The organism is Cobetia sp. BL01 (assembly GCF_056493605.1).
In genome coordinates this window covers 295,358-315,775 of sequence record NZ_JBVBEE010000004.1, presented here as the reverse complement: position 1 = coordinate 315,775, position 20,418 = coordinate 295,358, and the positions used below count along the sequence as shown (strand labels likewise).

16 protein-coding genes are annotated in these 20,418 nt (G+C 64.6%); 5 read left to right on the top strand and 11 right to left on the bottom strand.

Annotated elements, in window-relative coordinates; genetic code table 11:
• The first annotated feature begins 10 nt into the window (after positions 1 to 10).
• Genes ACZYGA_RS10065 through fhuB form a run of 3 tightly spaced genes read left to right on the top strand, consistent with a single transcriptional unit; the run spans position 11 to position 3,895 of the window.
• Positions 11 to 778 carry an ABC transporter ATP-binding protein gene (locus ACZYGA_RS10065; RefSeq protein ID WP_077379143.1) on the top strand — a complete coding sequence of 256 codons (768 nt, stop codon included), beginning with the start codon at positions 11 to 13 and terminating at the stop codon, positions 776 to 778.
• The gene (locus ACZYGA_RS10060; RefSeq protein WP_479399072.1) at positions 775 to 1,785 is read left to right on the top strand and encodes an ABC transporter substrate-binding protein; all 1,011 of its coding nucleotides are present in this window, start codon (positions 775 to 777) and stop codon (positions 1,783 to 1,785) included. The genes ACZYGA_RS10065 and ACZYGA_RS10060 overlap by 4 nt, the downstream gene beginning before the upstream one ends.
• A complete protein-coding gene (gene fhuB / locus ACZYGA_RS10055) occupies positions 1,772 to 3,895 on the top strand; it encodes a Fe(3+)-hydroxamate ABC transporter permease FhuB (RefSeq protein ID WP_479399071.1) in 2,124 nt (707 codons plus the stop codon). The genes ACZYGA_RS10060 and fhuB overlap by 14 nt, the downstream gene beginning before the upstream one ends.
• Before the next feature lie 100 nt (positions 3,896 to 3,995).
• Here the strand turns inward: fhuB and purU are convergent, their stop codons facing one another.
• From purU to glyA, 6 genes are all read right to left on the bottom strand, one after another.
• Positions 3,996 to 4,871: a formyltetrahydrofolate deformylase gene (purU, locus tag ACZYGA_RS10050; protein ID WP_136939031.1), complete on the bottom strand. Its 876-nt coding sequence runs from the start codon at positions 4,869 to 4,871 to the stop codon at positions 3,996 to 3,998.
• 234 nt (positions 4,872 to 5,105) lie between these two features.
• On the bottom strand, positions 5,106 to 5,807 hold the full coding sequence (locus tag ACZYGA_RS10045) for a sarcosine oxidase subunit gamma (protein WP_479399070.1): 702 nt from the start codon (positions 5,805 to 5,807) through the stop codon (positions 5,106 to 5,108).
• Positions 5,800 to 8,907, bottom strand: a complete 3,108-nt coding sequence (locus ACZYGA_RS10040; RefSeq protein WP_479399068.1) for a sarcosine oxidase subunit alpha family protein — start codon at positions 8,905 to 8,907, stop codon at positions 5,800 to 5,802. The genes ACZYGA_RS10045 and ACZYGA_RS10040 overlap by 8 nt, the downstream gene beginning before the upstream one ends.
• Complete coding sequence (locus ACZYGA_RS10035; RefSeq protein ID WP_043333138.1) at positions 8,904 to 9,230, bottom strand: sarcosine oxidase subunit delta; 327 nt, start codon at positions 9,228 to 9,230, stop codon at positions 8,904 to 8,906. Before ACZYGA_RS10035 ends, ACZYGA_RS10040 begins: the two co-directional genes overlap by 4 nt.
• Positions 9,231 to 9,255: 25 nt before the next feature.
• Positions 9,256 to 10,506, bottom strand: a complete 1,251-nt coding sequence (locus tag ACZYGA_RS10030; RefSeq protein ID WP_084209343.1) for a sarcosine oxidase subunit beta family protein — start codon at positions 10,504 to 10,506, stop codon at positions 9,256 to 9,258.
• Positions 10,507 to 10,647: 141 nt separating this feature from the next.
• Positions 10,648 to 11,958 (bottom strand): serine hydroxymethyltransferase, encoded by a 1,311-nt coding sequence (gene glyA / locus ACZYGA_RS10025; protein WP_077379135.1) that lies wholly within the window; start codon positions 11,956 to 11,958, stop codon positions 10,648 to 10,650.
• A gap of 280 nt (positions 11,959 to 12,238) precedes the next feature.
• Here glyA and ACZYGA_RS10020 point away from each other — a divergent pair, with 280 nt between their 5' ends.
• Positions 12,239 to 13,132: an AEC family transporter gene (locus ACZYGA_RS10020; protein WP_084209344.1), complete on the top strand. Its 894-nt coding sequence runs from the start codon at positions 12,239 to 12,241 to the stop codon at positions 13,130 to 13,132.
• A gap of 544 nt (positions 13,133 to 13,676) precedes the next feature.
• Here ACZYGA_RS10020 and nhaC read toward each other — a convergent pair.
• Together nhaC and ACZYGA_RS10010 are read right to left on the bottom strand one after the other, a co-directional pair.
• Positions 13,677 to 15,206, bottom strand: coding sequence for a Na+/H+ antiporter NhaC (gene nhaC / locus ACZYGA_RS10015; protein WP_479399067.1), 1,530 nt, complete (start codon positions 15,204 to 15,206; stop codon positions 13,677 to 13,679).
• Between the two features lie 199 nt (positions 15,207 to 15,405).
• Complete coding sequence (locus ACZYGA_RS10010) at positions 15,406 to 16,515, bottom strand: FAD-binding oxidoreductase (RefSeq protein WP_077379384.1); 1,110 nt, start codon at positions 16,513 to 16,515, stop codon at positions 15,406 to 15,408.
• Positions 16,516 to 17,155: 640 nt separating this feature from the next.
• Between ACZYGA_RS10010 and ACZYGA_RS10005 the strand changes: the two genes are divergently transcribed.
• Positions 17,156 to 18,439, top strand: coding sequence for an aromatic ring-hydroxylating oxygenase subunit alpha (locus ACZYGA_RS10005; RefSeq protein ID WP_479399065.1), 1,284 nt, complete (start codon positions 17,156 to 17,158; stop codon positions 18,437 to 18,439).
• Between the two features lie 161 nt (positions 18,440 to 18,600).
• Here the strand turns inward: ACZYGA_RS10005 and cyoE are convergent, their stop codons facing one another.
• The 3 genes from cyoE to cyoC are packed head-to-tail and all read right to left on the bottom strand — an operon-like array spanning position 18,601 to position 20,406.
• Entirely contained in the window at positions 18,601 to 19,455 is an 855-nt protein-coding gene (cyoE, locus tag ACZYGA_RS10000) for a heme o synthase (protein WP_043333143.1), read from the bottom strand.
• Positions 19,456 to 19,468: 13 nt separating this feature from the next.
• Positions 19,469 to 19,798, bottom strand: coding sequence for a cytochrome o ubiquinol oxidase subunit IV (cyoD, locus tag ACZYGA_RS09995; protein ID WP_043333144.1), 330 nt, complete (start codon positions 19,796 to 19,798; stop codon positions 19,469 to 19,471).
• A complete protein-coding gene (gene cyoC / locus ACZYGA_RS09990) occupies positions 19,795 to 20,406 on the bottom strand; it encodes a cytochrome o ubiquinol oxidase subunit III (RefSeq protein ID WP_378080002.1) in 612 nt (203 codons plus the stop codon). Before cyoC ends, cyoD begins: the two co-directional genes overlap by 4 nt.
• Positions 20,407 to 20,418: the final 12 nt, after the last annotated feature.

Here is a 20,418-nt window from a genome sequence, read left to right as displayed (position 1 = left end):
GGACGCCTCAATGTTCACTCTCGACCAACTGCGCTTCACCCTCGGTCAGCGCTGTCTGCTGCAAGCCTCCGCGCTGGATTTCGCGCCGGGCAAGGTGCATGGCCTGATCGGTCACAACGGGTCCGGCAAGTCGACGCTGCTCAAGTTGCTGGCGCGACAGATGCAGCCCACCAGCGGCCGACTGTCGCTGGATGCGCGTGCGCTCTCGGAATTCGGCAACCGTGAATTCGCCCGCGCCGTGGCCTATCTCCCCCAGCACCTGCCGGCCGCCGAAGCGCTGACCGGACGAGAGCTGGTCGCCTTCGGGCGCTATCCGTGGCACGGCCTGCTGGGGCGTCCCGGCGCCGAGGATGAGGCCGCCATCGAGCGCGCCATCGCGCTGACCCACACCGAGGCCTTCGCCGACCAGCAGGTCGATACGCTCTCCGGCGGCGAGCGTCAGCGCGTGTGGCTGGCGATGCTGCTGGCCCAGGGCAGCCGCTATCTGCTGCTGGATGAACCGCTGGCGGCGCTGGATATCGCCCACCAGATCGAGGTGATGGAGCTGGTCTCGCATCTCAGCCACACCCTGGGACTGGGCATCATCATCGTGCTGCACGACATCAATCTGGCGGCGCGATATTGCGACCGTCTGGTAGCGCTCCACAGTGGCAAGGTGCTGGCCGAAGGCGCGCCCGACGAGATGATGAATCCCGCCACGCTCAAGGATATCTATGGCGTCGAGATGCAGGTGATCACCCCGGCGCATGGCCAGCAGCAGATCGCGGTGCCGGTATGAAGTGGCTGATGGCACTGATCGGCCTGAGCCTGCTGGCCGCGGGGTCCGCCAGCGCCGCCACGACGGGTGACGCCCATGAGGCACCAGCGGGCTTCGTCGATCGCCCCGTCGTGGCGCTGGACTGGACCCTGGCCGAGACCCTGACCGGACTCGGGGTGCGCGCCATGGGCGTGGGCCAGGTGGAGACCTACGCCAGCTGGGTGGCTCAACCGGCGCTGCCTCAAGGCACGCGGGATCTCGGCCTGCGCACCCAACCGAATCTGGAGCAGCTGGCCGCCCTCGCCCCCGATGACATCCTGATCAGCCCGATGCTCGCCAGCCTCACGCCACGCCTGTCGGCCATCGCGCCGGTCACCAGTGTCGCCATCTATACCCCGGATGCCGACACCTGGCAGACGCTGGTCGCGGCGACCCGCCAGCTGGGCAAGCTGACGCAGCGCGAGCCACAGGCCGAGCAACTGATTCGCCAGAGCACGGCCCGACTGGCCGGCTACGCTGCCGCCTTGCGCCAGCAGAGCGCACGCGAGGGTCAGGCGCTGCGCCCCCTGCTGATGGTGCAGTTCATGGATGACCGCCATGTGCGCATCTTCGGTGACAACAGCCTGTTCCAGGCGGTGATCGAGCGCATGGGCATCGACAATGCCTGGCAAGGCGATACCAATGCCTGGGGCTTCGCCACCGTCAGTCTCGAGAAGCTGGTGACCCTCAAGGGCCGCATGGTGGTGGTGGAACCCCTGCCACCCGGCGGACGCGAGGCCCTGGCGCGCAATGGTCTGTGGCAGGCCATGCCCGGCGTGCGCGAGAACAGCGCTGCCTCGGCGCCACTGTTCCTGCCGCCGGTATGGAGCTTTGGCGCCCTGCCCTCGGCCAATCGTTTCGCCGACCTGCTCGCCAGGCACCTGCTTGACGAGGATCTGCTTGACGAGCACCTGTTCAACGACCACACGGACACGGCGCTCGACGGCGAGCCGGCACCTGAGGGAGAGATCACCGATGGCCACCCCTGAGCAGGTCATGAGAGAGCGTTCCTCTTCCGCCCCCAATCCCCTTCGGCTCACTCCCGGCAGAGCCTGCAGTCTGCTCACGCTGGCCCTGCTGGTGCTGGGCAGCCTCGCCCTCAACCGTGACGGCCTGAGCCTGATGCAGGGCCTGACGGCGTTGTGGTCATCCCCCGATGTCACGAATGCCGCCAGTCTCGGCCAGGCAGACAGTGCCCTGCTCTCCGCGCAGCTGGTGGCCCATGTCAGCTGGTGGCCGCGATTGGTCTGCGCGCTGCTGGCCGGGGCTGCGCTGGGCATGGCCGGCGTGCTGATGCAGCAGGTGCTGCGCAATCCGCTGGCTGCCCCGACGACGCTGGGGGTTGCCAGCGGTGCGAGTCTGGCGATGATGCTGGCGACGCTGTTCGCTCCTGCATTGATGGCCGGTACTGGCCTAGGGGGAGACGGCTTCCAGCTGGGCCGTGAATGGGTCGCGCTGGCCGGTGGCCTGGCGGCCATGGGGCTGGTGTTCGCGCTGGCCTGGGCGCGTGGCATGTCGCCGACCGTGGTGGTGCTGGCGGGTCTGGTGGTCAACCTCTACATCGGCGCGCTGGGCATGGTGCTGTTGCTGTTCAATCAGGAGGCCCTGCACGGCACCCTGGTGTGGGGCGCAGGCTCGCTGGCCCAGAACAGCTGGGATGGCGTGATCACGCTGCTCACCCGTCTGTTGCCGGGCATGTTGCTGGCGCTGGTGCTGATGCGTCCGCTGGCCGTGCTGGACCTCGACGAGGCCAATGCCCGAAGCCTGGGCGTCTCGCTGCGCAAGCTGCGTCTGATGAGCCTGGGGCTGGCGGTATTCCTGAGCGCCTGCGTGGTCAGCGTGCTGGGCATCATCGGTTTCATCGGCCTGGCCGCGCCAGCCTGCGTGCGTCTGATGGGCGCGCGCCGCCTGGGTCAGCGTCTGCTGTGGGCACCATTGTTCGGGGCGCTGCTGCTGGCGGTGACAGACCAGGTGGTCGCCAGTCTCGATGGCCTGCTGCCCAACCTGATTCCCACCGGCGCGATGACGGCGGCCCTCGGCGCGCCGCTGCTGCTGTGGCTGATTCCGCGCCTGAAGATGGCGCAGGGGGCTGGCCCCGCCAGTCATCACGGCATGTCACTGACGCATCGTCATCCCCGCCCCGACCGACTGCTCGGCTGGCTGCTGGCCGGGGTCTGCGTGGCCCTGATGCTGGCCCTGCTGGTCGGCAATGGTGCCGGTGGCTGGACGCTTGGCGGGGACATGCTCCAACAGTTGCTGGCCGGCCAGACCAGCATGCTGGACTTCCGCCTGCCACGGGTACTGGCGGCGGCAGGCGCCGGCGTGCTGCTGGCCCTCGCCGGGACGCTGTTGCAGCGTCTGACCAGCAACCCGATGGCCAGCCCCGAAATTCTCGGCATCAGCGGCGGCACCGCCATCGCCCTGATGCTGACGCTGCTGCTGGTCCCGTCACCGGGGCAACTGACCCTGCTGGGCGCAGGCATCTGCGGGGCGCTGGCCTGTCTGGCGCTGCTGGTGGTGCTCAATCATCGCAGTGGCTTCATTCCCGAACGCGTGCTGCTGTGCGGGGTGGCGATCACGGCGCTCTACGATGCGGTGCGCGGCATCATCCTCGCCGATGGCGACCCGCGCGGTCAGCAGATTCTGGCCTGGCTGTCCGGCTCCACCTATTACGTGGGGCTTTCCGCGGCGGTCGGTGTGATCGCGCTGGCGATCATCGCCGTCCTGCTGGTACGTCCGCTGGCGCGCTGGCTGGACATCCTGCCGCTGGGCATGGCGAGCGCCAGTGCGCTGGGCATCGGCGTGACCCGCGCCCGCCTGGTGCTGCTGGGGGCGGTGGCGGTGCTCACCGCGCTGGCGACTCTGATCGTCGGCCCGCTGTCCTTCGTCGGCCTGCTGGCCCCGCATCTGGCACGCCTGCTGGGGCTGAGCCGCGCCCGCGAGCACATGCTCGGCGCGGTACTGTGCGGCGCGCTGTTGATGGTGCTGGCGGACTGGCTGGGCCGCCAGCTGCTCTCGCCCTACGAGATTCCCGCCGGCCTGATGGCCTCGCTGATCGGCGGCAGCTACTTCCTGTGGAGCCTGCGCAAGTCGGGCTGATGCCCCCTCGATGAGAGGCCTCACCGCCAGAAGACACGAAGCCCGCGACCTCCTGATCGCGGGCTTCGTGTTTCAGCGTTTCTCTTTTCGCAATCTGCACTCAGTTGCCGAACACCACCGTGCGCCTGTCATGCAGGAAGACGCGGCGCTCGAGGTGATAACGCACGCCACGCGACAGGGTCAGGCACTCGATATCACGGCCCTTGGCGATCAGGTCTTCCGGATAGTGGGCGTGATCCACCGTCTCGACGCCCTGGGTGATGATCGGCCCTTCATCGAGATCATCGTTGATGTAGTGCGCGGTGGCACCGACCAGCTTGACGCCCTTCTCGTAGGCCTGGTGATAGGGGCGCGCGCCCTTGAAGCCCGGCAGCAGCGAGTGGTGGATGTTGATCGCCCGCCCCGAGAGCTTCTCGCACATGTCACTCGACAGCACCTGCATGTAGCGCGCCAGAATCACCAGCTCGGCACCGGTGTCCTGCACGATCTGCCACACCTGCGCTTCCTGCTCGGCCTTGGTCTCGGCGGTGATCGGCAGGTGGTGATAGGGCAGACCATGCCACTCGGCCAGCGGCGCCATGTCCGGGTGGTTGGAGATGACGGCGGTGATGTCCATCGGCAGCTGGCCGATGCGATGCCGATAGAGCAGGTCGTTCAGGCAGTGGTCCGAGCGCGAGACCATGATGACCACCTTCATGCGCTCCTCCGGCGCACTCAGGCTGACGTCCATCTCGAAGTCGGCGGCACGCGTGCCCAGCCCCTGCTCGAAACCGGCGGCGTCAAAGCTGTCGCTGAGTTCGCCGGCCTCGGTCTGCGGCCGGAATTCGGCCCGGATGAAGAAGCGCCCCGACAGGCGGTCATCGAAGGAATTGAGCTCGGTGATATAGCAGCCCTGCTCGCGCAGGTAGCGTGTCACGACGTCCACCGTGCCGATACGGCTGGGACATTGGGCGGTCAGAATCCAGGTATCACGCATACATAGGTGCCTGTCATGTAAGGATTATTCATTGTTGGAAGCTGCAACGTCAGGGTTGCATCCGGGGCCCTGCGCGACAAACCAATATTATTGAGGCGGGCTTCAGTATTTCTGAAGCCCGCCTCCTGGCCCGGGCAAGGCCCTGGCAGTTGATTCAGGTCGTGTCGTGCGCCTGCGACAGAGCTCTCTCCAGACGCAGATCTCTCCAGACACAGACCTTTACAGACACAGATCTCAGGCCTTGATGCAGACCCCGAATTCCTCGCTGGCATCCAGCAGCCAGCGGCCGAGGTAATCGGCGAAGCTTCTGCGCACCACCAGCTCGAATTCGCTCTCGCTGACGCGGCGCAGCACCAGCGTCGCCTTGGCGAACACCGCCGGTACGCCCCGCCCGACAGGGAAGGCTCGCGGGTGTACATCGGTGGGCGTCGACTTCATCAGCACCTGACGCGCCTGGTCGCCACTCAGCGAGATGACGGTCTGGCCACCACTGACGTTGACCACCTGATAGCGCCCCGAAAGCCGCTCATGCAGCGCCTTCTCGACAGCGAAGGCTTCCTCGCCGGGCACCAGGATCAGCCACTCATCCGGTGACAGCCACTGGATCGAGCGGCCGCCCTCATTCTGGTGGAGGGTCGCCGGGGTCAACGGCAGCGCCAGACCCACCGCCGCCTCGACACCCTCGGCGAAGCCCGGCTGCGCGGGATCACCGCGCAGCGTCAGATGACCGAGAAACGCCTTCTCCTGCAGCACGATGCCGGCATCGCCGTCATCGCGGGCCGTGAACAGATGCGCCAGCGGCGAACGGGCGCTCTGGGCGTGAACTTCAGGCGTCGGGCGCTGGTCGATCACTGACGTCTGAGAACTTGTCATGTCCTGCGGCTGCGCCTCGACGGCGGCACCCGCTTGCGGGTCGAGTGTGGTGGCATCAGACATGCTGGCGCTCCCCTTTCTTGTCGTAGAACACCGGTGAGGTGATTTCGGCTTCCAGCGTCGTGCCATCGGCCTGCGGCAGGAACACCGTCTCGCCGATGCGCTTGGCACCACCCTTGACCACCGCCAGCGCGAAGCCATGTCCCAGCGTCGGGCTGTAGTAGCTGGAGGTCACGTGGCCGACCATCGGCATCGGGATGGCGTGCTCCGGATCGAAGACGATCTGCGAGCCTTCCGGCAGCACGATGCGCTCATCGCCGGCCTTCTTGCGCGTCGGAATCAGGCCGACCATCTGCTTGCGGTCGTCGCGGCGGGTATCCGGACGTGACAGCGCACGCTTGCCGATCCAGGAATACGGCTTGTTATAGCCGACACACCACTGCATGCCGAGGTCTTCCGGAGTGATCGAGCCATCGGTGTCCTGACCGACGATGATGAAACCCTTCTCGGCGCGCAGCACGTGCATGGTCTCGGTGCCGTAGGGCGTGAGGCCGTATTTCTTGCCGCACTCGAACAGACGCTTCCAGACATGCAGCCCGTAGTTGGCCGGCACGTTGAGCTCGTAGGACAGCTCGCCGGTGAAGGAGATGCGGAAGATGCGCCCGGGAATGTCGGCGATCAGCCCTTCACGCACTTCCATGAACTTGAAGCTGTCACGGTCGAGGTCGATATCGGTCAGCTCGCCGACCAGCGCGCGCGCCTCGGGGCCGGTGACGGTCAGGGTCGCCCAGTGATCGGTGACGCTGGTCATCTGCACGTCCAGCTCCGGCCATTCGGTCTGGTGCCACAGTTCCAGCCACTCCAGGATCGAGGCCGCGCCACCGGTGGTGGTGGTCATCAGGAAGTGGTCTTCGGCCAGACAGGTGGTGACACCGTCGTCCATCACCATGCCGTCGTCGTGACACATCAGGCCGTAGCGCGCCTTGCCGACGCCCAGCTTGGCCCAGGCGTTGGTGTAGATGCGGTTGAGGAATTCGCGCGCATCGCGACCGGTGATGTCGATCTTGCCCAGGGTCGAGGCATCCAGCACGCCGACCTTCTCGCGCACCGCCAGACACTCGCGCTCGACGGCGGCATGCATGTCCTCACTGCCCTGCGGGTAGTACCAGGGGCGCTTCCACTGGCCGACATCCTCGAACTTGGCGCCTTGCGCCACGTGCCACTCGTGCATCGCGGTGTAGCGGATCGGGTCGAACAGCTCGCCGCAGTGACGGCCGACGATGGCGCCGAAGGTCACCGGCGTGTAGTTGGGGCGGAACACGGTGGTGCCGGTGTCGGGGATGGTCTGCCCCAGACAGCGCGCGGCGACCGCCATGCCGTTGATGTTGCCCAGCTTGCCCTGGTCGGTGCCGAAGCCCATCGCGGTGTAGCGCTTGACGTGCTCGATGGACTCGAAGCCTTCGCGGGTGGCGAGCTCGATCCCGGCGGCAGTGACGTCGTTCTGCAGATCGACGAACTGCTTGGGTGCGCGTGCGGTGGGCTTGTCATGCGGCACCTGATAGAGCGGCAGCATCGGGGATTCCGCAAGCTCGGACACCACTGGCACCTCGGCCTGGGCGATCTCGAACTCGCAGGCTTCCACCGCGGCGACACCGCTGGCATAAGCCGCGACCAGCGCATCTTCCAGCGCGAAGCTGCCATTGGCGGCGCCGCAGGCATCGAAGCCCTTGAGCATCGGTGCGCCCAGCGCCGGCAGGAAGCCGTGGATCTCGTCGCTCCATACCGGACGCGCGCCGGTGTGCGCCGCCAGGTGAACCACCGGGCTGTAGCCGCCGGAGCTGGCGATGGTGTCGCAGGCGAGCTCTTCCACCGCCCCCGTCACGCTGAAGGCATCGATATCGATGGCCGCGATGCGCGCGCCTGTCACGCGGCGCTCGCCCTTGGCCTCGATCACGGCGGAGCCGGCGATGATGCGGATGCCTGCGGCACGCGCCGCCTCGACCATCACGCCGGCAGGGGCCGGACGCGCATCGGCGATCGCGACCACCTCACGACCGGCCGCCTTCCATGCCAGCGCCGCGCGATAGGCATGGTCGTTGTTGACCGACAGCACCAGCTTGTTACCGGCGGCGACGCCGTAACGGGTCAGATAGGTAGTGACGGCACCGGCCAGCAGGTTGCCCGGCACATCGTTGTGGCTGTAGACCAGCGGCCGCTCGTGGGCGCCAGTGGCCATGATGACGCGGTGGGCGCGCACGCGGTGCAGGCGTGAACGTGCCTGCTGGGCGCCACGGGCATTGCGCGGTGCGAGATCGGCCTGATGCTCGGTGCGGCGCTCGTGCAGCGTCACGAAGTTGTGATCGTGATAGCCGTTGGCGGTGGTGCGCGGCAGCAACTGCACATCCTCACAGGCCGCAAGCTCCGCCAGCACGGCGTCACGCCATTCGATGGCCGGCTTGCCGTCCAGGGTCTGATCGAGACAGTCCGCCGACATGGAGAGCAGTGAGCCACCCAGCTCTTCCTGCTCGTCACACAGGATGACGCGCGCGCCACTGCGGGCCGCGACCAGCGCCGCCATCAGGCCCGCCGGGCCGGAGCCGATCACCAGCACATCGGTGTGCTGATGCAGGTGATCATAGATGTCCGGGTCCTCCTCGAGCGGAGAACGCCCGAGACCGGCGGCCTTGCGGATGTACTTCTCATACGTCATCCACAGCGAGGCCGGCGCCATGAAGGTCTTGTAGTAGAAGCCCGGCGGCATGAACTTGCCGCCCAGCTTGCCGACCTGCGGCAGGAAACGGCTCATCAGGTCCTTCTGGGCCTTGACCCAGCCGCTGACGGCGTGGGCTTCCAGGCCGTCGTAAAGCGCCTGCTGGGTGGCACGCACGTTGGGCACCTGGCCCGCTTCGGTGCTGCCCAGCTGCAGGATGGCGTTGGGCTCTTCGGCACCGGCGGCGACCAGGCCCCGCGGACGCGCATACTTGAAGCTGGCGTTGAGCACGTCGAGACCGTTGGCCATCAGCGCCGAGGCGAGGGTATCGCCTGCCAGGCCCTGATAACGCTTGCCATTGAAGGTGAAGGTCAACGGCGTGGCGCGATCGATGCGTCCACCCGAGGCGAGACGGCGCGGGGCAGCGGCGGTCTGGTGGTCTTGCTGGCTCATGCGCTCACCCCCTTGGCTTGCGTGGTCGGATCGGCTTTCGTCTCACCGGTGATGGTGGGCTGCTCGCCCATGCGATAGGTCTCGAGAATCTCGTAGGTCACGGTGTGGCGGGTGATGTTGAAATACTTGCGACAGCCCACGGCGTGAATCCACAGCTCGTGATGAACGCCACGCGGGTTGTTGCGGAAGAACAGATAATCCCCCCACTCGGCATCGGAGCAGGCTTCGGGGTCCTTCGGGCGCTCGATATGCGCCTGGCCCTTGACGTGGAATTCCTCTTCCTCGCGCAGCTCGCCGCAGTAGGGACAGAAGATATGCATCATGGTCGGTCGTCTCCTGACGGCAGGTTCAGTGCGCGACGCCGGCGGCGCCATGTTCGTCGATCAGCTTGCCCGTGTTGAAACGGTCATAGGAGAAGGGTTCTGCCAGCGGATGGGTGCGCCCCTTGGCCAGTGTCCAGGCAAAGACGTTGCCGGACCCCGGCGTGGCCTTGAAGCCACCGGTGCCCCAACCGCAGTTGAAATAGAGCCCCTTCACGGGCGTCTTGGAAATGATCGGGCAGGCGTCCGGACAGGTGTCGACGATGCCGCCCCACTGACGGTTCATGCGCACCCGCGAGAAGATCGGGAACATCTCGACGATGGCCTGCAGGGTGTGCTCGATGGTCGGGTAGCTGCCACGCTGGCCGTAGCCCACGTAGCCGTCGATGCCGGCCCCGATGACCAGGTCACCCTTGTCAGACTGGCTGACATAGCCGTGGACGTGGTTGGACATCACCACGGTGTCGAGAATCGGCTTGAGCGGCTCGGAAACCAGCGCCTGCAGCGGGTGGGATTCCAGCGGCAGACGGAAGCCGGCCTTCTCGGCCATCACCCCGGAGTTGCCGGCGGTGACCACGCCGACACGCTTGGCACCGATGAAGCCGCGCGAGGTTTCCACCCCGACGATGGCGCCATCCTGCTTGCGGAACCCGGTGACCTCGGTCTGCTGGATCAGGTCGACGCCGAGGCTGTCGGCACCGCGCGCGAAGCCCCAGGCCACGGCGTCGTGACGCGCCACGCCACCGCGCGGCTGCCAGGAGGCACCGAGAATCGGATAGCGTGCCCGGCTGGAGCAGTCCATCGCCGGTACCAGTTCCTGCACCTGCCGGGTGTCCAGCACCTCGCCGTCGATGCCCTGCAGACGGTTGGCGTTCACGCGACGCTGGATGTCACGCATGTCCTGCAGGGTGTGGCCCAGGTTGAGCACGCCACGCTGGGAGAACATCACGTTGTAGTTCAGGTCCTGGGACAGGCCTTCCCACAGCTTCATGGAGTGCTCGTAGAGCGCCGCGGCCTCGTCCCACAGATAGTTGGAGCGCACCAGGGTGGTGTTGCGCGCGGTGTTGCCGCCGCCCAGCCAGCCCTTCTCGATCACCGCGACATTGGTGATGCCGTGCTCCTTGGCCAGGTAGTAGGCCGTGGCCAGACCATGCCCGCCGCCACCGACGATGATGACATCGTATTCCTTCTTGGGTTCTGGGCTACGCCAGACCTTCTGCCAGTTCTCATGGTGGCTGAGCGCATGCTTGACCAGCCCGAATCCCGAGTAACGCTGCATTTGCCACCCTCCTCACATCTTTGCCACCGCAAGCGCTGTCCGGTGCTCTCGCCCGAGTGATGTCTGTTGTTGTCACCCGAGTGATGTCTCTGCGCTTGCGGCATGTGTCGTGGTTATCGTTGTCTCTCGCCAGCGCCCTGTTCAGGCAATCTCGGCGGTATCAGTGATGCTGGCGGAGGCGTAGACCGGGAAGCGCGCACAGACTTCCTCGACCTTGCCGCGCACTTCAGCCTCGACCTTGTCGCTCTCGCCGCTGGACAGCGCGTCGAGCAGGTCGCAGATCCAGCCGGCCAGCGCCTCGCATTCCGCCTCGCCGAAGCCGCGCGTGGTGGCGGCCGGTGTGCCGATGCGCAGGCCGGAGGTCACGAAGGGACTCTGCGGATCATTCGGCACGCTGTTCTTGTTGACGGTGATGTGGGCGCGACCCAGAGAGGCATCCGCGTCCTTACCGGTCACGCCCTGACGGATCAGCGAGACGAGGAACAGGTGGTCATCGGTGCCACCGGAGACGACGTCATAGCCGCGTTCCATGAAGACGTGAGCCATCACGCGAGCATTGGCGATCACGCGCGCCTGATAGCTGACGAAGTCCTGGCTCATCGCCTCCTTGAAGGCCGCGGCCTTGGCAGCGATGACGTGCATCAGCGGGCCACCCTGCTGACCCGGGAAGACGGCACCATTGAGCTTCTTGTACAGTGCCTCGTCGCCGGTGGCGGAGAGAATCAGGCCGCCACGCGGACCGCGCAGGGTCTTGTGCGTGGTGGTGGTGACGACATGGGCGTGGGGGATCGGGCTCGGGTAGTGACCCGCCGCGACCAGACCGGCCACGTGGGCCATGTCGACCATCAGCCAGGCACCGATCTCGTCGGCGATGTCGCGGAAACGACGCCAGTTGACCACGCGGGAGTAGGCGGAGAAGCCGGCGATGATCATCTTCGGCTTGTGCTCGCGCGCCAGACGCTCCATTTCCTCGTAGTCCAGCTCGCCGCTTTCGGTCAGGCCGTACTGGATGGCGTTGTAGTGCTTGCCGGAGAAGTTGGGCGCCGCGCCGTGGGTCAGGTGACCACCATGCGCCAGGCTCATGCCGAGAATGGTGTCACCCGGTGACACCAGCGCCATGAACACGGCCGCGTTGGCCTGGGCGCCGGAGTGCGGCTGCACATTGGCGTAGTCGCAGCCGAACAGCGCACAGGCACGCTCGATGGCCAGTGTCTCGACCTTGTCGACGAATTCGCAGCCACCGTAGTAGCGCTTGCCCGGATACCCTTCGGCGTACTTGTTGGTCAGCTGGCTGCCCTGGGCTTCCATCACCAGCGGGCTTGCATAGTTCTCGGAAGCGATCAGCTCGATATGCGCTTCCTGACGCGCTGTCTCTTCGAGGATGGCCTCGGCCAGAGCGGGATCGAGTCTGGCCAGTCGGTCATCACGGGTGTAGCCATGTTGCTGAGACATTGCGCGCCTCCGGTTATCGGATGTTGTCGTTGGAAATGCAGAGGGGTCATGAGGACCCGGCAGGTCAAACCTTGCAGATGTGCTCCGATACTAGCCCCGCCCCTGACGGGCAGGCTGCTTGTCAGCGTCACCGTGCAGTGCGAATGCGACATGCCTGCGCAGTTGCGACTCGGGCTGGCGCCACAAGGCAGGTATGCTAGCGACAGGCATATGCGAAGATACGCAGACAGCAAGGGCTGTCGCGCTCAGGGCGAAACGGGAAGACAAGGAGGAAGGTGGCATGTTGATGGAACTGCTGGCGGTGATGGCTCCGGTGCTGTGTGGCGCCGCCATCGGCTTCTTCTGGGTGCGCCTGGGCAATGAATACCCCATGGCCTTCGTCACCCGGCTGGTGCTCTACATCGGCACACCGGCACTGATTCTCAACGCGTTGGGCAGTGCCGAGATCGACAATTCCAGCTTCCTGCGCACAGGCCTGGCGACCCTCACGGTGATGGCGCTGCTGCTGGCCCTGAGCTGGCCGTTCTCCCGCCTGATCGGCAAGCCGTGGAAGGTCGCGGTGGCCCCGCTGCTGTTCTCCAACGTCGGCAACATGGGCCTGCCCGTGTCCCTGTATGCCTTCGGCCAGGCCGGCTTCGCCTACGCCATCACCATCATGGTCACCATGTCGCTTCTGCAGTTCACGCTCGGTGCCTGGCTTGCCAGCACCAGCGGCAACCCGCTGCGCAGCGTCGTGCGATCCCCGACCATCTGGGCCAGTATCCTCGCCACCACCCTGCTGCTCAGCGACATCCACATGCCGCGCTTCGTGGCCAACAGCCTGGAGCTGATCTCCGGCTTCACCGTGCCGCTGATGCTGATCACCCTTGGCGTCTCGCTGGCGAGTATCCGCGTCAGGAATCTGGCGGCAGGCGTGGGCTTCAGCGCCCTGCGCATCCCCTTCGCCGCCGCCTGCGCCTGGGGAATCGGCACGCTGCTGGAGCTGCCGCCGCTGGCGTTGCACGTGCTGGTGATGCAGATGGCCATGCCGGTGGCGGTCTACAACTACATGTTTGCCCAGAAGGCAGGCCGCGAGCCGGAATACGTGGCCACGCTGGTCTTCTGCTCGACCCTGGCGGCCTTCCTCTACCTGCCGGCGCTGCTCGCCGTGCTGGGGGCCGAGATGGGGCAGTGATGCCTGCCGGGCACGCCCCGGCGCTTGCTCGGCGCATGAAAAAACCACGCAGGCCGAGGCATGCGTGGTCGTGGGTATCTTCCTGCAGAAAGTGGCCGCACCGCGGGAGCCCATCTCCACATGCCCAGGCATGCGTCGTGCTCCCGCAGTGCGAAACTTTCCTGTTCTGCCGGCTGTTCTAGTCGTCCGTCACTGCCTCTCAGCCTGGGGGCAGTGAACCGTTCCCTTGATGAGACATTGCCCTTTCTTCCGATTTTCCCGTGACGGGAGTGGCCATCACGCATCGTTCAGGATGTCTTCCGCTCTCGATCTGCAGCTGGAAGCTGGCAGAGGAAGTGTCGGTCTCTGGTGCACGATACGGGGATCGCGCTTGCGGGCACCCCGCAACGACCTTCCTGACAGCCAGCAGGCTTCCTGTCGGCAACACCTGAAGCGTAGTCTCGAGGCCGGCACTTCCTCCAGATGGTTTGTGCCGTCATCCTGCGCGAGTCGACTTGCTCATGAACCTGAGCATGAAGTCGTAGAACCCTCATGCTTGAGGCGCTCAACCGTGCGCCTGCAGCGGTCGTCCCGCCTGTGCGGTCTGCCGTGTCGTGTCCCGCAGTTGCGCCAGGGAGACCACGGCATGGCCCTTGTCCGCCCATTCGGCGCGCTCGGCATCGTCGGCGCGAACGATGAAGCGTCCCGCCAGGGTGTAAAGCAGCCCGATCAGCGGCGATAACCAGCAGGCGAAGGCCAGCGGAATGTAGAGCAGCCCCTCGAGACTGCCATCACTGGTGATCAGCCCCAGCGAACTGATGACCACGGCGCCACTGGCATTCCAGGGCACCAGCGGCGAGACCAGCGTGCCACCCTCTTCCAGTGAGCGGGACAGGTTGAGGGTCGAGTAGCCTTCGCCACGGAAGATCGGTGCGTACATGCGCCCCGGCAAGGCGATCGAGAGGTAGGGGTCGCCCGCGATGACGTTGGTCAGCGCGGCAGTGGAACTGGCCGCGACCTGCAGACCGAAGATGCCGCGCACCTTGACCAGCACGGCGGCGCACAGCGCTTCGAGACAGCCGATCACTTCCAGCATCCCGCCGAAGGCCAGTGCGATCATCACCAGCAGGATGACCCAGGCCATCGACATGAGGCCGCCACGATTGAGCAGGCTGTCGATCTCGCTGACGCCGGTATTCAGGGTGTAGCCGCTCTGCATGTAACCGAACAGCGCCTTGATGGCCTCGCCCTGGACACCATAGGCCACTACCGCCCCGGCCAGCACCCCGACGAACAGCGCCGGCAACGCCGGCATGCGGGCGATGGCCAGTGTCATCACCAGCAGCGGTGGCACCAGCACCCACAGATTGAATTCGAAGGCCCCGTCCAGGCCCTGGGTAATCGCGGTGATGCGCTCGAGATCCAGTGTCTGCCCAGCGGCGAGCAGGTTGCCGGCGACCAGGTAGATCACCAGGGCGATCAGCATCGAGGGGATGGTGGTGGGCATCATGTTGCGGATGTGGGCGAAAAGATTCACCCCGGTGACGGCGGGAGCGAGGTTGGTGGTGTCCGACAGGGGAGAGACCTTGTCGCCGAAGAAGGCCCCGGAGACCACGGCACCGGCCGTCCACCACGGTGGGATGCCGAAACCGGCGCCGATACCCATCAAGGCCAGCCCCACGGTGCCCACGGTGCCCCAGCTGGTGCCGAGCGTGACCGAGACCACCGAGCACAGCAGCATCGCCGTCGCGAGGAAGTATTCCGGCGAGATCAGCTTGAGCCCGTAATAGATGATCATCGGCACGCTGCCCGAGGCGATCCACACCCCGACCGTCATACCGACAAGAATGAGGATGGCGATGGAGGGCAGGCCGACACGCACGATGCGCATCATGCCCTCTTCCATCGCCGACCAGCCGTGCCCCAGCTTCCAACCGACCAGCGCCGTCATGGCGACACCACAGATCAGCGGCACGTGAGGAGTGAATTCGCCAAAGACGAAGAGTTGCAGGGCCAGCACGGCCAGGGTTGCCAGAATCGGCAGGCTGGCCATGGGCAGAGAGGGGCGTTGCGGTGCATCAACATCACGAGTCATGAGGTATTGCTCCATTAGCCAGTTGTACTTGTTGTACCCCCACGCTAATCGACTGACGCCGCTCCAGATGGCTGACAGCGGCATCTACCTCCCTGAATGCGACATCGTCTACGACTTTCTGCCAATCACTTGCACGAGATTCATTCACCTCTCCTCAAACCTGTCGCCAATGTCATCTTGCCGGCGAGAGAGGGCGAGATCAGTAATCGATCACCACATCCCCGTTGGGCACGCTGCAGCAGGACAGGATGAAGCCATCCGCGACGTCTTCATCGGTGATGCCCCCGTTGTGCTCCATCGCGACCTCCCCGGAGACCTTCTGCACGCGGCAGGTGCCGCAGATGCCCATGCCGCAGGCCTTCGGAATATGCAGGCCGAGCTTGGCGGCGGCGGCGTGGACAGTCTCGCCCGGGGCGATCTGCACCGACTTGCCGGTCGTGGCGAACTCGACGCGCGTCAGGTCGGCGCGGTCCAGCTCATCGGCCAGCACTTCCGCCTGCTCGGCCTGCTCGATGGCCTCCTCCTCGACCTCCACCGGCGTGGCCCCGAAGGACTCCTCGTGGTAGCGGCTCATGTCGAAGCCATGGCTGCGAAGCAGATGCTTGATCGCATTCATGTAGGGGGTCGGGCCGCAGCAGAAGATCTCGCGCTCCATGAAGTCCGGCGCGATCATCTCGAGCATCGCGTCGGTCAGATAGCCGCGATAGCCCGACCAGGTCTGACCGGTCTCGAAGCGCTCGCAGATGATGTGCATGTTGAATTCCGGCACCCGCGAATCCATGAACTCGAGCTGACGCCAGAAGATGATGTCGCGCGGGCTGCGGGCGCTGTGCAAGAAGGCGATGTCCACGTTGGCATTGGTGTCGAAGTACCAGCGGGCCATCGACATCAGCGGCGTGATGCCAACCCCGCCTGACAGCATCAGGATGCGTTCCGCCGGATAGTCGATGCAGTTGAAGTTGCCCACCGGGCCGTGCACGGCCAGCTCGTCACCTTCGTTCAGATTGTCATGCAGCCAGTTGGAGACCAGTCCGCCCGGCACGCGCTTGACGGTGATCGAGAAGCTGTAGGGCACCGACGGCGAGCTGGAGATGGTGTAGGAGCGCATGATCTGCTGCGCATCGATCTCCAGCTCCAAGGTCACGAACTGCCCCGGCTTGAAGAAGAACATCACCGGCTGTTCGGCCATGAAACAGAAGGTGCGCACATCCCAGGTTTCCTGAATGACCTTCACGCAGCGCACGCTATGTCGACCGTTGGTCCAGGTCTGCGTCGTAACCGGATTGAAGTTGCTGAGTGTGGTGCTCATGAAGGCCTCGCTGGGCATGTTGTTCTTGGAGACATGTTCTTGAAGGGGCAGTGTCAGTTCTTGAAGAGACAGTGTCAGGCCACCCTGCGCTGCGTGCGCGACCAACGGTGGGATATGCTCTGGATTGTCGAGTCAGCGTCCGGCAAGCATTTATCCGTGCACGACAGAAACATGCCCGATCCCTCCAATCACGACCCCGCAGTGCCCTGCCCCCGCCTCACCGCTGCACCTGCCTGTGCCTCGAAGGCCCTGCGCAGACGACCGGCGTCGGAAATACATCATTGAGCGTCGCCATCAGACACAAGTCGCGACTTGACCTCAGCCACACTGCGATCCATGCGTGGCAAAGCCACCGGATATCATGCGGGCTGCCTGAACTTCCACGCTGACTATCCTGTTGAGCGAGCGGCCCCTCTGCCTGCGCCGCCCTCGACACCCGAACCGACCAGGACGGGACGACGCACCGCGCGATGCATCGGCACTGACTCATAGGTGCGCTGATGTCTGCCGCGGTGCTGCCCGGCAATGGTCTGTTCACTCGTTTCCTCTGTCCCGGCTTCACAACAACAATGATCAGCACACTCACTCAACCCAAGGCGACCCTGCTCCCGGCGCCTACCGACCGTGCGAGGACATCGCGATGAGCGATCTATTGGAACACGCTCAGGACCAGCAGCGTCAGGCGGTACGCGAGGCCGCCGCGCGGCTTCTACAGGCCCGCAGTCCCGGCTATACCCTGCCCCAGCCCTTCTACAATGATCAGCGCCTGTTCGATCTCGACATGAAGGAGATCTTCGAGCGCGAGTGGCTGTTTGCCGGTCTCGGCAGCGAGATCCCGCTCAAGGGCAACTTCATGACCATGGACGTGGGCAACAGCCCGATCATCATCGTGCGCGGTGACAACGGGGCCATCCATGCCTTCCATAACGTCTGTCGCCATCGCGGGTCTCGCCTGTGCAGCACCGAGCGCGGCAAGGTCGCCAAGCTGGTGTGCGGCTATCACAAGTGGACCTATGAACTGGATGGCCGTCTGCTGTTCGCCGGTTCCGACATGGGCACCACCTTCGATACCAGTGACTACGGCCTGCACCCCGTCCACGTACGTTCAGCCGGCGGCATGCTGTTCATCAACCTCGCCGAGCAGCCCGAGAACTGTGAGCCGTTCTTCAAGACGCTGGAGTTCTACCTCAAGCCCTACGACATGGAGAACGTCAAGGTCGCGGCCAGCTCCTCCATCATCGAGGAAGGCAACTGGAAGCTGGTGATCGAGAACAATCGCGAGTGCTATCACTGCGACGGCTCCCACCCGGAGCTGCTCAACACCCTGCAGGAATTCGATGACACCGATGACCCGCGTGCCACCGAAGCCTACAAGGCGCTGGTCGCCAAGAAGCAGGTCGACTGGGATGCCGAGAAGGTGCCCTATCAGCTGGTGCGCTTCGGTCGCCGCAATCGCATGACGCGCACGCCGCTGCTGGAAGGCACCGTCTCGATGACCACGGACGGCACGCCGGCGTGCAAGAAGCTGCTGGGTCGCCTGCAGAGCCCCGACATGGGCTCGCTGCGCATCCTCAACCTGCCCAACTCCTGGAACCACTTCATGGGCGATCACGCCGTGGTCTTCCAGGTCGACCCGATCGGCCCCCTCAAGACCCGCGTGACCACCAAGTGGCTGGTGCACAAGGACGCGGTGGAAGGTGTCGACTACGACCTGGCGAAGCTGCGCAAGGTGTGGGACGCCACCAATGATCAGGACCGTCAGCTGGTGGAAGAGAACCAGCGCGGCGTCAACTCCAGCGCCTATCAGCCCGGCCCCTACTCGGCGACCTTCGAGTTCGGTGTCGTCGACTTCGTCGACTGGTATGCCGAGCGCATGCAGGAAGCGCTCAAGGAACAGCAGGAGCCGCATCTGCAGCTGGCCTGAGGGCTTGAGTCCTGGATTCCTTGAGTCCTAGATTCCTCGAAACCTGGACTCCAAAGGACAGGCAAGAAAAAACCCGCCACCGGCAAGCCGGTGGCGGGTTTTTTTGGCTTTCACCCGGGCAACACGCCAAAGGCGGTCACCCGAGAGATACTACGGCTGGATTACAGCTGCGTGTCCAGACTCATCATCAGGCTGAGCGCCATGACGATGATGATGGAGAAGCCGAACAGCTTGCGTGCCCAGGAGGCATCAGGCTGATCCTTGAGGCGCCAGGCGGCCAGATACAGCCACCAGCCACCCGTGACGGTCGCGACTACCAGATACCAGATGCCGGTATATCCCCACAGTGTCAGCAACAGCGACACCGGGATGAAGCCGGCAATGTACCCCGTCACTACACGCTTGGCATGCTCCATGCCTCGCGCTACCGGGAGTACCGGAATATTGGCGGCCCGATAGTCATCGACACGGAACATGGCAATCGCATAGGAATGCGGCATCTGCCACATGCTGAAGATGATCAACAGCAGCAGCGCCCCCATGTCCGCCTGGCCGGTGACAGCCAGGTAACCGACCACTGGCGGCGCAGCGCCGGACAGTGAGCCGATGAGGGTGCCATACACCGAGCCACGCTTGAGCCACATGCTGTAGGCCCCGACATAGATCACGAAGCCCAGCCCCACGGCGATCATCGCCATGAGATTGGTCATCGCGGCCAGAAGCCAGAAGCCTGCAAGGCCCAGCACGCTGCCGAAGACGAAGGCCCCCTTCAGCGAGATGTCGCCCTGCACCAGAGCACGGCCCTGGGTACGTGCCATGTGGCGGTCGATATCGCGATCGATGCAGTTGTTGAACACACAGCCTGAGGCCACGATCAACGCCACCCCGACCAGGGTGGCGATGAACAGCGCCCAATCCACCTCACCACCGGAAGCGAGAAAGAAGCCGCCGCTGACGGTGATCAGGTTGCCGAAGATAATGCCCGGCTTGGTGGTACGCAGGTAGTCCTTGATCATCAGGCTCACGCTATCAGATGGGCATCATGTTCTGATTCAGCTCGATCATGATCCATATGGAACCACCAACGACGATTGCCACGATCACCACGGTGAACAGCATGGCCATGACATTCCAGCTCTGCTCCTTGGAGCCGTCCAGGTGCAGGAAGAAGTACAGCTGCACGAAGACCTGAGCGATGGCGAAACCGTAGATGGCCCAGATCACGCCGACACCCGGATCATCCATCATCATCACCATCCCGAACGGGATGATGGTCAGGATGATGGAGAGAATCAGACCGGTCACGTACTGCTTGACGCTGCCGTGATTGTCGTTGTGGTCGTTGTTGGAATGGCTCATAGCATCACTCCTGTGAGATAGACGACGGTGAAGACGCAGATCCAGATGACGTCCAGGAAGTGCCAGAACAGGCTGAGCATCATCAGACGACCGCGATGCACTTCCGTCAGACCTTTCTTCTTGACCTGGAAGATCAGCAGCGCCATCCAGATCAGACCGACGGTCACGTGCAGACCGTGGGTGCCGACCAGGGTGAAGAAGGCAGACAGGAACGCGGACTTGTCCGGACCCTGGCCGTTCACGATCAGGTGGTAGAACTCATAGATTTCCATCGCGATGAAGCCTGCGCCACAGGCGAAGGTGATCATCAGCCACTTGATCACCGCGGAGCTGTCTCCGCGGTTCATGCCCAGCATCGCCAGGCCGTAGGTGAAGCTCGAGGCCAGCAGCAGCGCGGTCTCGACCAGCACGAAGTTCAGCTCGAAGATCTCGGCGCCCGTCGGGCCACCGGCATACGCCTGGCTCAGTACCACGTAGACCGCGAACAGCATCGCGAACAGGATGCAGTCGCTCAGCAGATAGAGCCAGAAACCGAAGACCTTCAGGCCGTTGGTATCGTGATGCTCGTGATCGTCATGGGCGTCATGCGCCCCATCGTGAGATGTCATTGCATTATTCGC

Excerpts from the sequence above, each read along its gene's own strand:
- ACZYGA_RS10005 (WP_479399065.1), top strand. The coding sequence starts at position 17,156 with ATGAGCGATCTATTGGAACACGCTCAGGACCAGCAGCGTCAGGCGGTA.
- ACZYGA_RS10045 (WP_479399070.1), bottom strand. The coding sequence starts at position 5,807 with ATGTCTGATGCCACCACACTCGACCCGCAAGCGGGTGCCGCCGTCGAG.
- ACZYGA_RS10020 (WP_084209344.1), top strand. The coding sequence starts at position 12,239 with ATGTTGATGGAACTGCTGGCGGTGATGGCTCCGGTGCTGTGTGGCGCC.
- glyA (WP_077379135.1), bottom strand. The coding sequence starts at position 11,958 with ATGTCTCAGCAACATGGCTACACCCGTGATGACCGACTGGCCAGACTC.
- purU (WP_136939031.1), bottom strand. The coding sequence starts at position 4,871 with ATGCGTGATACCTGGATTCTGACCGCCCAATGTCCCAGCCGTATCGGC.
- ACZYGA_RS10030 (WP_084209343.1), bottom strand. The coding sequence starts at position 10,506 with ATGCAGCGTTACTCGGGATTCGGGCTGGTCAAGCATGCGCTCAGCCAC.
- fhuB (WP_479399071.1), top strand. The coding sequence starts at position 1,772 with ATGGCCACCCCTGAGCAGGTCATGAGAGAGCGTTCCTCTTCCGCCCCC.
- ACZYGA_RS10035 (WP_043333138.1), bottom strand. The coding sequence starts at position 9,230 with ATGATGCATATCTTCTGTCCCTACTGCGGCGAGCTGCGCGAGGAAGAG.
- ACZYGA_RS10010 (WP_077379384.1), bottom strand. The coding sequence starts at position 16,515 with ATGAGCACCACACTCAGCAACTTCAATCCGGTTACGACGCAGACCTGG.
- ACZYGA_RS10040 (WP_479399068.1), bottom strand. The coding sequence starts at position 8,907 with ATGAGCCAGCAAGACCACCAGACCGCCGCTGCCCCGCGCCGTCTCGCC.
- cyoC (WP_378080002.1), bottom strand. The coding sequence starts at position 20,406 with ATGACATCTCACGATGGGGCGCATGACGCCCATGACGATCACGAGCAT.
- cyoE (WP_043333143.1), bottom strand. The coding sequence starts at position 19,455 with ATGATCAAGGACTACCTGCGTACCACCAAGCCGGGCATTATCTTCGGC.
- ACZYGA_RS10060 (WP_479399072.1), top strand. The coding sequence starts at position 775 with ATGAAGTGGCTGATGGCACTGATCGGCCTGAGCCTGCTGGCCGCGGGG.
- cyoD (WP_043333144.1), bottom strand. The coding sequence starts at position 19,798 with ATGAGCCATTCCAACAACGACCACAACGACAATCACGGCAGCGTCAAG.
- nhaC (WP_479399067.1), bottom strand. The coding sequence starts at position 15,206 with ATGACTCGTGATGTTGATGCACCGCAACGCCCCTCTCTGCCCATGGCC.
- ACZYGA_RS10065 (WP_077379143.1), top strand. The coding sequence starts at position 11 with ATGTTCACTCTCGACCAACTGCGCTTCACCCTCGGTCAGCGCTGTCTG.